Origin of the sequence: Streptomyces violens, assembly GCF_000717745.1 — a bacterium.
In the GTDB taxonomy this organism is placed as follows: domain Bacteria; phylum Actinomycetota; class Actinomycetes; order Streptomycetales; family Streptomycetaceae; genus Streptomyces; species Streptomyces violens.
This window is the reverse complement of sequence record NZ_JOBH01000014.1, coordinates 204,912-218,827: the sequence shown is the minus strand read 5'-3', so window position 1 is coordinate 218,827 and position 13,916 is coordinate 204,912. Positions and strand designations below refer to the sequence as shown.

At 71.5% G+C, this 13,916-nt stretch carries 11 protein-coding genes; 4 read left to right on the top strand and 7 right to left on the bottom strand.

Going from position 1 to position 13,916, the window contains the following annotated elements; genetic code table 11:
• Positions 1-43 precede the first annotated feature (43 nt).
• A complete protein-coding gene (locus tag IF04_RS0126450; RefSeq protein ID WP_030262981.1) occupies positions 44-1,924 on the bottom strand; it encodes a serine/threonine-protein kinase in 1,881 nt (626 codons plus the stop codon).
• Positions 1,925-2,118: 194 nt separating this feature from the next.
• Here IF04_RS0126450 and IF04_RS0126445 point away from each other — a divergent pair, with 194 nt between their 5' ends.
• The gene (locus IF04_RS0126445) at positions 2,119-3,465 is read left to right on the top strand and encodes a serine hydrolase domain-containing protein (protein ID WP_245654513.1); all 1,347 of its coding nucleotides are present in this window, start codon (positions 2,119-2,121) and stop codon (positions 3,463-3,465) included.
• 36 nt (positions 3,466-3,501) lie between these two features.
• Here the strand turns inward: IF04_RS0126445 and IF04_RS0126440 are convergent, their stop codons facing one another.
• Complete coding sequence (locus IF04_RS0126440; RefSeq protein WP_030262976.1) at positions 3,502-5,208, bottom strand: glycerol-3-phosphate dehydrogenase/oxidase; 1,707 nt, start codon at positions 5,206-5,208, stop codon at positions 3,502-3,504.
• A 209-nt stretch (positions 5,209-5,417) separates the two neighbouring features.
• Here IF04_RS0126440 and IF04_RS0126435 point away from each other — a divergent pair, with 209 nt between their 5' ends.
• The gene (locus IF04_RS0126435; RefSeq protein ID WP_030262973.1) at positions 5,418-6,665 is read left to right on the top strand and encodes a nucleotide sugar dehydrogenase; all 1,248 of its coding nucleotides are present in this window, start codon (positions 5,418-5,420) and stop codon (positions 6,663-6,665) included.
• 54 nt (positions 6,666-6,719) lie between these two features.
• On the opposite strand, the gene IF04_RS0126430 is transcribed toward IF04_RS0126435, so the two are convergent.
• From IF04_RS0126430 to IF04_RS0126415, 4 genes are all read right to left on the bottom strand, one after another.
• Entirely contained in the window at positions 6,720-7,829 is a 1,110-nt protein-coding gene (locus IF04_RS0126430; protein WP_030262970.1) for a GuaB3 family IMP dehydrogenase-related protein, read from the bottom strand.
• A 112-nt stretch (positions 7,830-7,941) separates the two neighbouring features.
• Complete coding sequence (guaB, locus tag IF04_RS0126425; protein WP_030262966.1) at positions 7,942-9,441, bottom strand: IMP dehydrogenase; 1,500 nt, start codon at positions 9,439-9,441, stop codon at positions 7,942-7,944.
• Positions 9,442-9,616: 175 nt separating this feature from the next.
• Positions 9,617-10,192, bottom strand: coding sequence for a sigma-70 family RNA polymerase sigma factor (locus tag IF04_RS0126420; protein ID WP_030262963.1), 576 nt, complete (start codon positions 10,190-10,192; stop codon positions 9,617-9,619).
• A gap of 372 nt (positions 10,193-10,564) precedes the next feature.
• Positions 10,565-11,176 (bottom strand): response regulator transcription factor, encoded by a 612-nt coding sequence (locus IF04_RS0126415; RefSeq protein ID WP_003948568.1) that lies wholly within the window; start codon positions 11,174-11,176, stop codon positions 10,565-10,567.
• 388 nt (positions 11,177-11,564) lie between these two features.
• Here IF04_RS0126415 and IF04_RS0126410 point away from each other — a divergent pair, with 388 nt between their 5' ends.
• Positions 11,565-11,942, top strand: a complete 378-nt coding sequence (locus IF04_RS0126410) for a WhiB family transcriptional regulator (RefSeq protein WP_078600805.1) — start codon at positions 11,565-11,567, stop codon at positions 11,940-11,942.
• Between the two features lie 3 nt (positions 11,943-11,945).
• On the opposite strand, the gene IF04_RS0126405 is transcribed toward IF04_RS0126410, so the two are convergent.
• Positions 11,946-12,857, bottom strand: coding sequence for a LysR family transcriptional regulator (locus tag IF04_RS0126405; RefSeq protein WP_030262958.1), 912 nt, complete (start codon positions 12,855-12,857; stop codon positions 11,946-11,948).
• A 172-nt stretch (positions 12,858-13,029) separates the two neighbouring features.
• On the opposite strand from IF04_RS0126405, the gene IF04_RS0126400 reads away from it, so the two are divergent.
• The gene (locus tag IF04_RS0126400) at positions 13,030-13,803 is read left to right on the top strand and encodes an SDR family NAD(P)-dependent oxidoreductase (RefSeq protein ID WP_030262955.1); all 774 of its coding nucleotides are present in this window, start codon (positions 13,030-13,032) and stop codon (positions 13,801-13,803) included.
• The last annotated feature ends 113 nt before the right edge of the window (positions 13,804-13,916 follow it).

The following is a 13,916-nucleotide window of genomic DNA, read 5'->3' as shown; positions in this document are numbered from 1 at the left end:
GAATCAGCCCACTGCTCCGTAGGCCGACGCTCCCCAAAGACCGTCAGTCCTTCACCGCAAACGTGCGGAACGCCGTCTCCCGGAGCTGTCGGCACTCCTTGTCCGACCAGGTCCCCGCCTTGCAGGTGATCATTATCGCGTAACCGTGGTCACCGTCGACCTTGAAGCCGCGGTTCAGTACGCGCACCTTCTGGCCGCGCTGCTCACGGGTGAACGACCAGTCGGCGACGGTCGGGTAGTCCCGCCAGTCGGCCTTCTTGATGCCGAGGAGGTGGTAGCCGGAGCTGCTGCCGCGCACCGCGGGCTCCAGGCCGCGCCAGGCCGCGGCGGCGTCGTCGGACGGCTTGGCATTGAAGTCGACCTGAATGCGCGGGAAGCCCCCGGAGGCGCTGTAGATGCCGCCCGAGTTCTGGCCCGCCGTGCCGGTCTGCTTCCAGCCCTCCGGCATCGCCATTGTGAAGTGGAACCGGCCGTTGGAGATCTTCTTGAAGCCGTCCGGGAGAGCGTCGCCGCCCTTGTCGTCGCTCTTCTTCTCGTCGCCCTCGTCGTTCTTGTCGTCGCTCGCGTCGTCCTCGGACGGCGCGCTCGACTGCTCGGCCTGCGTCCCCTCGCCGGGCTGCGGGCTCGCGTTGCGCTCGCCCTGCGGTTCGTCGGACGCGGGGGCCGCGTCGGCGCTCGGCTTGGCCTGCTGGGCCGTGCCCTTGCCCGGGGTGTCGTCCCCGGTGGTCAGCGCGAAGGCCAGCACCGTACCGAGGACCGCGAGGACGGCGACCACCGCGACGATGATGAGCGTGCGCTTCGGCACGACGTCCGTCAGCGAGGCCCGCGTCGTGCCCGACACCGCCTGGCCGGACGCGGGCGTGCCGCCCGGCTTCGGCGCGGAGCGGGCGGCCGAGGCGGCCGCCGCGGCGTTGCGTACGGACTTCAGGGCGCCGCGCATCCGCTCCCTGGCCGGCTCGGCGGCCGCCCCGGCGGTGGCGGCGGAGGGTCTTGGCGGCGGCGCGGGCTTCGGCGGCAGCGCAGGCAGCGCCATCATGCGGGTGGCCTCGGCGGGCTTCTCGGCCGGCTCGGCGCCGGTGTCCTCGGGCGCGTTGACCGCGGCCGTCAGCAGCGCGCGGGCGGCCTCGTCGCTCAGCCGCCCCGCCGGGTCCTTCACCAGCAGCCCGTAGATGACCTCTTCGAGGCCGCCGGCGCTCTTGGGCGGGTCCACGGGCTCGGTCATCACCGCGGTCAGGGTGGCGATCGCGGAGCCCTTGTCGTACGGGGGCACGCCCTCGACACAGGCGTACAGCAGGCCGCCCAGCGACCACAGGTCGGACGGCGGGCCCGGCTTCTGGCCCCGGGCGCGCTCGGGCGAGATGTACGAGGGCGCGCCGACGAGCATGCCGGTGGAGGTGACCGAGGGGTCGCCCTCGACCTGGGCGATGCCGAAGTCCGTGAGCACCACCCGGCCGTCGTCGGCGATCAGGACGTTGGACGGCTTCACGTCGCGGTGCAGGATGCCCTCACGGTGCGCGGCGCACAGCACGTCCAGGACGGCGAGACCGACCTCGGCGGCGCGGCGCGGGGTGAGCGCGCCGTCGTCGCGGATGACCTCGGCGAGCGAGCGGCCCTCGACCAGCTCCATGACGATCCACGGGCGGTCGTCCTCGTCGACCACGTCGTAGACCGTGACCGCGCCGTGGTTGCGGATCCTGGCGATCGCCTTCGCCTCGCGCAGCGTACGGGTGATCAGGCGGCGCTTCTCGTCCTCCTCGACCCCGCCCGGGAAGCGCAGTTCCTTGACCGCGACCGTGCGGCCCAGGACCTCGTCCCGTGCCCGCCAGACCGTGCCCATCCCGCCCCGGCCGAGGACATCGCCCAGCCGGTAACGGCCGGCGAGCAGCCTGCCCGTCTCGCCGTCCTTGGCGTCCTCGTCGCCCACTGAATCCCCTCTGCAATCCAGCCGAGTTGGCAACCACAACACCAAACTGCCCCAACTCGGACAACCCACCCTGGCAGAGCCTTCATTCTCCCTCATCCGTGGCGGCGGGGAAGGCCCGGGGCCAGGAGGAGTACGCGCTGGGCACCCGTCATGATGGGCCCGACGACCGGGAGTCCCGATTGACCTTGCGATCCGTGAATTTTAGCCGTGCGGCGGCGCTGGCGGCTGCCTTCTGCGTGCTGCTCACGGCCGGATGCGCCGCCCATGACCGCGCTCCGGCGCACTCCGCGGCGGCGGATGCGCCCGGCGCGCGCCGCTCCGCCACAGGTGCGCCGGACTCCAGTACGGGCACGCCGCCGCCCAGGGCCCGTACGCCGCGCCCCGATGCGCGACCCTCGCCGTCCGACCGGCACACGCCGCCCCGCACCCCGAGTACGCCGCGCAATCCCGGCGCCCCGAAGGGCACGGCGCACGCACCGAAGCCCGCGACCGCTCGGGCGGTGCGCGCGCTGGCCGACGGGGACGCGCCGGGGGCCGCGGCACTGACGACCCGTGACGGCCGGGCGTACGCCTCGCGGTTCACCGCGGCGGGCGTGGCCGACCTGCGGACCGACCGGCCCATCACGCCCGCCGACCACTTCCGCGCCGGCAGCCTCACCAAGACCTTCATCGCCACGGTCGTGCTGCAGCTGACCGCCGAGCACCGGCTCTCCCTGGACGACACCGTCGGCGGACTGCTGCCGGACCTCGCCCCCGGCCGCACGGATCCGCGCGCGGTCACCGTCCGCGAACTGCTGGACCACACCAGCGGCCTGTACAACTACACCGCCGATCCGGAGCTGTCGCGGGAGCTGCACGGCGCCGGCTTCACCGCCCATCGGTACGACACCTACACCTCCGAAGAGCTGCTGCTGACGGCGCTGGCCCATCCGGCCGAGAACGCGCCCGGCACCCGGTACGCGTACTCCAACACCAACTACCTCGTACTGGGGCAGATCATCGAGGCGGTGACCGGGCACTCGTACGCCGAGGAGGCCGGGCGCCGGATCATCGCGCCGCTGGGGCTGTCGGGGACGTCCTTCCCGGGGACCGACCCGCGGCTGCCGCGGCCGTACGGGCGCGGATACTCGCAGGTGGGCGAGGAGCGCGTGGACAGTACGACGCTCGACCCCAGCCGGGCGGGCGCGGCGGGCGAGCTGGTCACGACGCTCGGCGACCTGAACCGTTTCTTCGCGGCGCTGCTCGGCGGCCGGCTGCTGCCGCCCCGTCAGCTCGCCCAAATGCAGGACGAAAAGGACACGAACGGGGTGTACGGGCTGGGTCTCTACGGGACGCGGCTGTCGTGCGGCGTGACGGTATGGGGGCACGACGGCGACATCAACGGCTCGTACGCGCAGACCGCGGCCACGGAGGACGGCCGGCACGTGCTGACGCTGCGGCTGAACACGGACCAGCCGGACGCGCACCGGCGGATACACGCCCTGCTGACGGCGGAGTTCTGCCCGGGAGCCCCGGAGGCTCCGGAGTCTCCGGGGGCGTAACGCCGCGCGTACCGGCGTACGCCCCCACCGCTACCGCTACCGCGACACGATGTCCGGCGCCCCCAGCCGCGCCGCGTCCGCCGTCAGGTCGTCCGGCTGCCGCTGGGACTCCCGTTCGGCCTCGACCCGCTTCTCGTAGTGCTCGATCTCCCGGTCGACCTGGTCCTGGTCCCAGCCCAGCGCGGGCGCCATCAGCTCGGCGACCTCACGGGCGCTGCGGGTGCCCCGGTCGAAGGTCTCGATGGAGATCCGGGTGCGCCGGGTCAGCACGTCGTCCAGATGGCGGGCGCCCTCGTGGGTGCAGGCGTAGACGACCTCGGCGCGCAGATAGTCGTCGGCGGCCGCCAGCGGGGCGCCGAGTGACGGGTCGTCGGTGATCAGCTCCAGTACTTCCTCCGCCAGCGCGCCGTAGCGGTTCAGCAGATGCTCTATCCGGGCGACGTGCAGGCCGGTGCGCGCCGCGATGTGCGCCCGCGCGTTCCACAGCGCTTTGTAGCCCTCCGCGCCCACCAGCGGCACGTCCTCGGTCACACAGTCCGCGACCCGCTGGTCCAGCCCGTGCACCGCCTCGTCCACCGCGTCCTTGGCCATGACCCGGTACGTCGTGTACTTGCCGCCCGCGACCACGACCAGGCCCGGCACCGGGTGCGCGACGGTGTGCTCGCGCGACAGCTTGCTCGTCGCGTCCGACTCCCCCGCCAGCAGCGGCCGCAGACCCGCGTACACACCTTCCACGTCGTCCCTGGTCAGCGGGGTGGAGAGCACGGAGTTGACGTGTTCGAGGAGGTAGTCGATGTCGGCGCTGGAGGCGGCGGGGTGCGCCTTGTCCAGGTCCCAGTCGGTGTCGGTGGTGCCGATGATCCAGTGCCGTCCCCAGGGGATGACGAACAGCACGCTCTTCTCCGTGCGCAGGATCAGCCCGGTGGAGGAGTGGATGCGGTCCTTCGGTACGACCAGATGGATGCCCTTGGAGGCGCGGACGTGGAACTGGCCGCGCTCGTTGATCAGCCCCTGAGTGTCGTCGGTCCACACGCCCGTGGCGTTGACGATCTGCCGGGCGCGCACCTCGTACTCGCCACCGGCCTCCACGTCCTGCACGCGGGCGCCGACCACTCGCTCGCCCTCGCGCAGAAAGCCGATCACGCGGGCACGGTTGGCGACGGACGCGCCGTAGGCGGCGGCGGTGCGCACGATGGTGGCGACGTACCGCGCGTCGTCCATCTGGGCGTCGTAGTACTGCAACGCGCCGACCAGTGCGTCCTTCTTCAGGCACGGCGCGACACGCAGCGCGCGCGAACGGGTGAGATGCCGGTGGGCCGGCAGCCCGCGGCCGTGCCCCGAGGAGAGCGACATCGCGTCGTACATCGCCACGCCCGTGCCTGCGTACCAGCGCTCCCAGCCCTTGTGCTGGAGCGGATAGAGGAAGGGCACCGGCTTCACCAGATGCGGCGCGATCCGCTCCAGCAGCAGCCCGCGTTCCTTCAGCGCTTCCCGTACGAGCGCGAAGTCCAGCATCTCCAGATAGCGCAGCCCTCCGTGGATCAGCTTGCTGGAGCGCGATGACGTGCCCGAGGCCCAGTCCCGCGCCTCGACCAGGCCCGTGGACAGTCCGCGCGTCACCGCGTCCAGTGCAGTGCCGGCGCCGACGACGCCGCCGCCGATGACCAGCACGTCCAGCTCGCGTTCCGCCATCCGTGCCAGTGCTCCGGCGCGCTCGGCCGGTCCCAGTGTCGCTGTCCTCACCACTGCCTCCCGCTTCGGTCGGTGCTGTGATCGGTGCCACACCCCGTTGTTGATTCTGTCCGCAGGCGGCCGGGCCAGCCACCCTCCGCACGCTTACCGGTCGGGAAGACGCCACTCCACACCCTTGATCCGCCAATCCCCATTCTGGGTCAAATGTCGGCTTAGTCTACTTATGCGCTACCTGGAATCGCTCGGGAAGGACGGCCAGAATGCCCGCAGACCTCGCCGTCATCGGACTCGGCCACATCGGCCTCCCCCTCGCCCAGGCCGCCGTCGCCGCCGGCCTCGGCACCCTCGGCTACACCCCCGGACCGCACACCGCCGCCGGCCTCGGCGCCGACGGCCCGCTCTCCCCCACCGAAGTGCGCCGGCTGCTCACCGCCGGCTTCCGCACCACCACCGACCCGGCAGTGCTCGGCCGGGTCCGTACGGCCGTCATCTGCGCCCCCACCCCGCTCGGCGAGGACCGCGCCCTGGACCTGCGCGCGGTGGCCGAGGCCGCCCGCACCCTCGCCGCACATCTGCGCCCCCACACCACGGTGATCCTGGAGTCCACGGGGTACCCCGGGACCACCGAGGAATTCCTCCGGCCGCTCCTGGAAGCGGGCTCCGGTCTCACCGCGGGACGCGACTTCCACCTCGCCTGTTCCCCCGCCCGGTACGATCCCGGCAACCGCCGCTACGGCCACGCCAACACCCCGAAGGTCATCGGCGGCCTCACCCCCGCCTGCACCGAAGCGGCCGCCGCCTTCTACGGCCGGCTCACCGACAAGGTCGTCCGCGCCCGCGGCCCCAAAGAAGCGGAGACCGCCGGGCTCCTGGAGACCAACTACCGGCACGTCAACATCGCCCTGATGAACGAGATGGCCGTCCTCTGCCACGACATCGGCGTGGACCTCTGGGACGTCATCCGCTGCGCCGAGACCAAGCCCTTCGGCTTCCAGGCGTTCCGCCCCGGCCCCGGCGTCGGCGGCCACGCCGCCCCCATCGACCCCAACTGCCTCGCGCACAAGGGCCGCACCCCCGGCTACCCGCTCCGCATGGTCGAGCTCGCCCAGGAGGTCAACGGCCGGATGCCCCGGTACGTCATCCAGCGCTGCGCCACCCTCCTGAACGAGCACGGCAAATCGGCGCGCGGCGCACGCGTGCTGCTGCTGGGCGTGACGTACAAGCCGGACATCGGCGACGAGGAGGGCTCACCGGCCCGCGAGATCGCCTCCCGCCTCCTGGAGCTGGGCGCCCATCTGACGTACCACGATCCGTACGTCCCCCAGTGGCAGGTCCTGGGCCGCCCGGTCCCGCGCGCGGACTCCCTGTACGAGGCCGCCTCCGCCGCCGACCTCACGCTGCTCCTCCAGCACCACCGCACGTACGACCTCCAGGGCCTGGCGGTGAAGGCCCAGCTGCTGCTGGACACCCGCGGCGCGACCCCGACGGGCGCGGCCCACCGCCTGTAACGCGAAGGGGCCCCGCCGCGCCGGCAGGGCCCCTTGCACACCAAAAACCGGTGATCAGGCGCGAACGGTCACCTCGACCCGCTGGAACTCCTTCAGGTCGGAGTAGCCGGTCGTGGCCATCGCGCGGCGCAGCGCGCCGAAGAAGTTCATCGAACCGTCCGTGGTGTGCGACGGGCCGTGCAGGACCTCCTCGGTCGTGCCGACCGTGCCGAGGTCCATGCGCTTGCCGCGCGGCACGTCCTCGTGGACGGCCTCCATGCCCCAGTGGTGGCCGCGGCCGGGCGCGTCGGTGGCGCGGGCCAGCGGGGAGCCCATCATCACGGCGTCCGCGCCGCAGGCGATGGCCTTGGGCAGGTCGCCGGACCAGCCCACGCCGCCGTCGGCGATGACGTGGACGTACCGGCCGCCGGACTCGTCCATGTAGTCACGGCGCGCGGCCGCGACGTCCGCGACGGCGGTGGCCATCGGGACCTGGATGCCCAGGACGTTACGGGTGGTGTGCGCGGCGCCGCCGCCGAAGCCCACCAGCACGCCGGCCGCGCCGGTACGCATCAGGTGCAGGGCCGCGGTGTAGGTCGCGCAGCCGCCGACGATGACCGGGACGTCGAGCTCGTAGATGAACTGCTTGAGGTTCAGCGGCTCGGCGGCGGAGGAGACGTGCTCGGCGGAGACGGTGGTGCCGCGGATCACGAAGATGTCCACGCCCGCGTCCACGACGGCCTTGGAGAACTGGGCGGTGCGCTGCGGGGAGAGCGCGGCGGCGGTGACCACGCCGGAGTCGCGCACCTCCTTGATGCGCTGGCCGATCAGCTCTTCCTTGATCGGGGCCGCGTAGATCTCCTGCAGGCGGCGGGTCGCGGTGGCCTCGTCCAGCTCGGCGATCTCCGCGAGCAGCGGCTCCGGGTCCTCGTACCGGGTCCACAGGCCCTCGAGGTTGAGCACGCCCAGGCCGCCCAGCTCACCGATGCGGATGGCGGTCTGCGGCGAGACGACGGAGTCCATCGGGGCGGCCAGGAACGGCAGCTCGAAACGGTAGGCGTCGATCTGCCAGGCGATCGAGACCTCCTTCGGGTCGCGGGTCCGCCGACTCGGTACGACGGCGATGTCGTCGAAGGCGTACGCCCGGCGGCCGCGCTTGCCGCGCCCGATCTCGATCTCAGTCACTGTGTGGCCTTTCCTCTTTGTCTGCCGTTCCAGTATCCCCGACATGCGGGTGCCCGCGGACGGACGTCCGCGGGCACCCCCGAACCGTGGTCCTGGAGCCGTGGCTACCCGCTCAGCGGGCGTTGTAGTTCGGCGCCTCGACCGTCATCTGAATGTCGTGCGGGTGGCTCTCCTTCAGGCCCGCCGAGGTGATCCGGACGAACCGGCCCCTCTCCTGCAGCTCCGGGACCGTCCGGCCGCCGACGTAGAACATCGACTGGCGCAGTCCGCCGGCGAGCTGGTGGACGACCGAGGAGAGCGGGCCGCGGTAGGGCACCTGGCCCTCGATGCCCTCGGGCACCAGCTTCTCGTCGGAGGCGACGCCCTCCTGGAAGTACCGGTCCTTGGAGAAGGACTTGCGGTCGCCGCGGGTCTGCATCGCGCCGAGCGAACCCATGCCGCGGTACGACTTGAACTGCTTGCCGTTGATGAACATCAGCTCGCCCGGGGACTCCTCGCAGCCGGCGAGGAGGGAGCCGAGCATGACCGTGTCGGCGCCCGCGACCAGGGCCTTCGCGATGTCACCGGAGTACTGGAGGCCACCGTCGCCGATGACCGGGACGCCCGCCGCCTTGGCCGCGAGCGACGCCTCGTAGATCGCGGTGACCTGCGGGACGCCGATGCCGGCGACGACGCGGGTGGTGCAGATGGAGCCGGGGCCGACACCGACCTTGATGCCGTCCACGCCGGCGTCGATCAGCGCCTGCGCGCCGTCGCGGGTGGCGATGTTGCCGCCGACGACGTCGACGGAGGAGTTCGACTTGATCTTGGCGACCATCTCGCCGACCAGCCGGGAGTGGCCGTGCGCGGTGTCCACGACGATGAAGTCCACGCCGGACTCGATCAGCGCCTGGGCCCGCTCGTACGCGTCGCCCGCGACGCCCACGGCCGCGCCGACCAGCAGCCGGCCCTCGGAGTCCTTGGCGGCGTTCGGGTACTGCTCGGCCTTGACGAAGTCCTTGACCGTGATGAGGCCCTTGAGGACGCCCGAGTCGTCGACCAGCGGCAGCTTCTCGATCTTGTGGCGGCGGAGCAGCTCCATGGCGTCCACGCCGGAGATCCCGACCTTGCCCGTGACCAGCGGCATCGGGGTCATGACGTCACGGACCTGACGGCCGCGGTCGGTCTCGAAGGCCATGTCGCGGTTGGTGACGATGCCGAGCAGCTTGCCCGCCGCGTCGGTCACCGGGACACCGCTGATACGGAAGCGCGCGCACAGCTCGTCGGCCTCGGCCAGGGTCGCGTCCGGGTGCACCGTGATCGGGTCCGTGACCATGCCGGACTCGGAGCGCTTGACGAGGTCGACCTGGTTGGCCTGGTCCTCGATGGAGAGGTTGCGGTGCAGAACGCCGACGCCGCCCTGGCGGGCCATGGCGATGGCCATCCGGGCCTCGGTGACCTTGTCCATCGCCGCGGACAGCAGCGGAACGTTCACCCGGACGTTCTTCGAGATGTACGAGGAGGTGTCGATCTGGTCGGGCGCCATGTCCGAGGCGCCCGGCAGGAGGAGCACATCGTCGTAGGTCAGCCCGAGTGTCGCGAATTTTCCGGGGACTCCGTCGACGTTGGTCATGACACCTTCCCAATGGCCTTGATCAGTGCGGATGTCCATGCTAACGGGAATGGCCGGTGTCCCATTCCACGAGCAAGATCACCCGCATTCTTTGTGCGTTCACACGGACGGCGCCGCCCCGTACTGATACAGGGCGCGGCAGCCCGCCCCCTTCCGCTGCGGGAGGGGGCGACGGCTACTGCTCGGCGAGCGCCCGCAGCCGGCTCAGCGCCCGATGCTGCGCAACGCGCACCGCCCCCGGCGACATCCCCAGCATCTGCCCGGTCTCCTCCGCCGTCAGCCCGACCGCGACCCGCAGCAGCACCAGCTCCCGTTGGTTCTCCGGCAGGCTGGCCAGCAGCTTCTTGGCCCACTCGGCGTCACTGCTGAGCAGCGCCCGCTCCTCGGGTCCGAGCGAGTCGTCCGGCTGCTCCGGCATCTCGTCCGAGGGCACGGCCGTACTGCCGGGACCGCGCATGGCGGCCCGCTGCAGGTCGGCGACCTTGTGCCCGGCGATGGCGAAGACGAACGCCTCGAACGGCTTGCCGGTGTCCCGGTACCGCGGCAGCGCGCAGAGCACCGCCACGCAGACCTCCTGCGCGAGGTCCTCGACGAAGTGGCGAGCGTCACCCGGCAGCCGCGACAGCCGCGTACGGCAGTAGCGCAGTGCGAGCGGGTGCACATGCGCGAGGAGGTCGTGCGTGGCCTGCCGGTCCCCCTCGACGGCACGTGCGACGAGCCCGCCGATCTCCTGGGTCCCGTCCTCGCGCATCGGTCCATGGTGCCTTGGTGCCGCGCGGTTCGCGGCATCGCCCCCGTAGTTGTGCACCGAAGTGTTATGCGTCGGTGTGCCAGCACTCACGTCCCACGCCTCCCCCTTTCGGGTGTTGCCCATGCCGGACCCGAGACGTCGCCCATGGCGTTCTTCGGCGCCGTGGGGCACCGGGCAGGGCATGTCCGTCATGAGGTCTCTTCTGGCCGAGTGAGAAGCCCCGGCCCTTGGAGCCGGGGAGGAGTCACACCTCAAGCATGCGGCATAGCGTGAGGTTTCGGCGCCGGACGTCGGCACAACGGGGCCGTGGCACGCGCCACCCCAAGGGGAGGGCGCGCATCGCGGCCCCGCTGCGCTCTCGCGACCAACTGCTCAGCGGACCAAGCCCCAGCGGAAGCCGAGTGCCACCGCGTGTGCGCGGTCGGAGGCGCCGAGCTTCTTGAAGAGACGCCGGGCGTGCGTCTTGACCGTGTCCTCGGAGAGGAAGAGCTCGCGCCCGATCTCGGCGTTCGAGCGGCCGTGGCTCATGCCTTCCAGCACCTGGATCTCACGCGCGGTGAGCGTCGGCGCGGCGCCCATCTCGGCGGACCGCAGCCGGCGCGGGGCGAGGCGCCAGGTCGGGTCGGCGAGCGCCTGGGTGACCGTCGCGCGCAGCTCGGCGCGCGAGGCGTCCTTGTGCAGATAGCCGCGGGCGCCGGCGGCGACGGCGAGCGCCACCCCGTCGAGGTCCTCGGCGACGGTGAGCATGATGATCCGGGCGCCCGGGTCGGCGGACAGCAGCCGGCGCACGGTCTCGACGCCGCCGAGGCCGGGCATCCGTACGTCCATCAGAATCAGGTCCGAGCGATCGGCACCCCAGCGGCGGAGGACTTCCTCGCCGTTGGCCGCGGTCGTCACGCGCTCGACACCGGGGACGGTCGCAACCGCCCGACGGAGCGCCTCTCGGGCAAGCGGGGAGTCGTCGCAGACGAGGACGGAAGTCATGGCCGTCCTCCGCAGCTGATGCGCGTCACGTTGTGCCTCCAGGCTGGTACGTATCGTCACCTGTGCGATTGACGGCCTCGGACACCTGCCCGGGGAGTCCCTCTGTCAACCGCTTCCGCACTCTCAACGACGGTCACCCGAAAGAGTTACGGGCTGAGGAGCCGTTTTCGACACTCTATGTGAGGGGCCGGACACGCAGCAGCAAGACCCGCGCCCCCTGCCGCTCCACTTCTTTTCGCGGGGGCTCTATGCCCTGTTTGGTGGCTTTTCTTCCGTTTGCTAGTTATCTGGGGCAAGATTCGAGATGAGTCATATTTACATCTGCTTAGACGGTAGATGTACGGTCTTGAACAGGAGCCCGTACCGCCACGCTTCGAGGGGACTAGCAATGGCAGATTTCTCCCGCCTTCCGGGCCCGAACGCGGACCTCTGGGACTGGCAGCTGCTCGCCGCCTGCCGCGGCGTGGACAGTTCGCTCTTCTTCCACCCCGAGGGCGAACGCGGCGCGGCCCGCAGCGCGCGTGAGACGTCCGCAAAAGAGGTCTGCATGCGCTGCCCTGTACGCGCCGAATGCGCCGCCCACGCCCTTGCCGTCCGCGAACCGTACGGCGTCTGGGGAGGACTGACCGAGGACGAGCGGGAAGAGCTGATGGGCCGGGCCCGGCACCGCCTGGTAAGAGATGTGTTTTTTCCCCGCCGCTGCTCCCCCGCCCCCCCCCCCGCCAGTACGGCGGCCGGTACCGCCCCGGGAGAGCGGTACCGGTGAAGTTCAGCGGCGGCCCGCGGCCGCCAGCTGGTCGAGCATGGCCGCCACCGCCGGGACCTGTGCCAGGTCCGGCAGCGTGAGCGCCACGATCTCGCGCTGCACGACCGGCTCCAGCCGGATCGTGCGCGCCCCCTTGGGCCGTACCGAGGCGAGCGCCAGCTCCGGGAGCGCGGCGACGCCCAGCCCCGCGCCCACCAGCCCGATCACCGCCGGGTAGTCGTCGGTGGCGAAGTCGATGCGCGGCGTGAAACCGGCGCGCTCGCACACCGTGACCAGGTGGCGGCGGCAGCGCGGGCAGCCCGCGATCCACGGCTCCTTCGCCAGCTCGGCGAAGCCCGCACTCGCTTCGTCGGCGAGCCGGTGCTCCTCGGGCACCAGCCCCACCAGCCGGTCGCTCAGCACCGGGCGTACGACGAGGTCGTCCCACTCGGACTCGGCTGCCGGGTCGGCGCCCGGCACCTCCGGGTACCGGAAGGCCAGCGCGATCTCGCAGTCGCCGCCGCGCAGCATCTCGATGGAGCGCGGCGGCTCCGCCTCGTCCAGCGAGACCTCCGTACCGGGGTACGCGGCCCGCATCGCGGCCAGCGCGGTCGGCACCAGCGTGGAGCTGCCCGAGGGGAAGGACACCAGCCGGACCCGCCCGGCGCGCAGCCCGGCGATCGCCGCGACCTCCTCCTCGGCGGCGGTGAGTCCGGCGAGGATTCCTGCGGCGTGCCGTACGAGGGCCTGACCGGCCTGGGTGAGCCGCATCTCGCGGCCGGCCCGGATGATCAGCGGCGTGCCCGCCGACTGTTCGAGCGCCTTCATCTGCTGGGAGACGGCGGGCTGGGTACAACCGAGCTCACGGGCGGCGGCGGAGAAGGAACCGGTCCGCGCGACGGCGCGCAGCACGCGGAGATGACGGGCCTCGATCATGTCTTAAGCATAAGCACCACTTGGGGCGAGCTCGGATAATTCACTCGCCGCTTTGCCGCGCCGTCCCGCCATAACGACGGCTGTGACGGCGAAAACCGCCGGAACATTCGGCGCGAATCCCACCATCAGTGGGCCGGATGTGAGCAGTTCGCCATGCCGATAGCGTTCTCTTATGACGACTGCATTGGTCACGGGAGCGACGGCAGGGATCGGGGCGGCGTTCGCGCGCCGGCTGGCGGCCGACGGACACAACCTGGTGCTGGTGGCCCGTAACGAGGAGAAGCTGCGCGAGCACGCGGCCGAGCTGCACGACCGGCACGGCATCGAGGCCGGTGTACTGGTCGCCGATCTGGCGACGGAGGAGGGCATCGCGGCCGTCGAGGAACGGCTCTCGGACGCCAGGAACCCGGTGGACCTGCTGGTCAACAACGCGGGCTTCGGCAACAAGGGCGAGTTCCTCGAAGTACCCATGGCCGACGAGCTGACCATGCTGAAGGTGCACTGCGAGGCGGTACTGCGGCTGACCTCGGCGGCGGTGAAGGGGATGCGCGAGCGGCGGCGCGGCGGCGTGGTCAATGTCGCCTCGGTCGCGGCCTTCGTGCCGCGCGGTACGTACGGCGCGAGCAAGGCGTGGGTCGTGCAGTTCACCCAGGGCGCGGCGCGTGACCTGGCGGGGAGCGGGGTGCGGCTGATGGCCCTGTGCCCGGGCTTCGTCCGTACCGAGTTCCACGAACGGGCCGGGATGGGTACGGACAACATCCCCGGCTGGATGTGGCTGGACGCGGACAATCTGGTGGACGCCGCGATGAAGGACCTGGCCCGCGGCCGTTCCCTGTCCATCCCCGACCCGCGCTACAAGGCCCTGATGGGCGTCGTGAAGCTCGCCCCGCGCAACCTCCTGGGCGGCGTCACGTCCCGGACGGGGCGCAAGTACGGGCCGCAGTAGCCCGCGCGCAATCGAAAAACGACGGGCCCGGCATCTCCTGAGAGACACCGGGCCCATTCGTACCGCAACCACCGCTTGAGTTACCCCCGCGGCGCGCAACCAGGTCCGCGAGA

Coding starts and splice junctions, on each gene's coding strand:
- guaB (WP_030262966.1), bottom strand. CDS start 9,441: ATGACCAACGTCGACGGAGTCCCCGGAAAATTCGCGACACTCGGGCTG.
- IF04_RS0126410 (WP_078600805.1), top strand. CDS start 11,565: ATGGCAGATTTCTCCCGCCTTCCGGGCCCGAACGCGGACCTCTGGGAC.
- IF04_RS0126400 (WP_030262955.1), top strand. CDS start 13,030: ATGACGACTGCATTGGTCACGGGAGCGACGGCAGGGATCGGGGCGGCG.
- IF04_RS0126415 (WP_003948568.1), bottom strand. CDS start 11,176: ATGACTTCCGTCCTCGTCTGCGACGACTCCCCGCTTGCCCGAGAGGCG.
- IF04_RS0126420 (WP_030262963.1), bottom strand. CDS start 10,192: ATGCGCGAGGACGGGACCCAGGAGATCGGCGGGCTCGTCGCACGTGCC.
- IF04_RS0126435 (WP_030262973.1), top strand. CDS start 5,418: ATGCCCGCAGACCTCGCCGTCATCGGACTCGGCCACATCGGCCTCCCC.
- IF04_RS0126405 (WP_030262958.1), bottom strand. CDS start 12,857: ATGATCGAGGCCCGTCATCTCCGCGTGCTGCGCGCCGTCGCGCGGACC.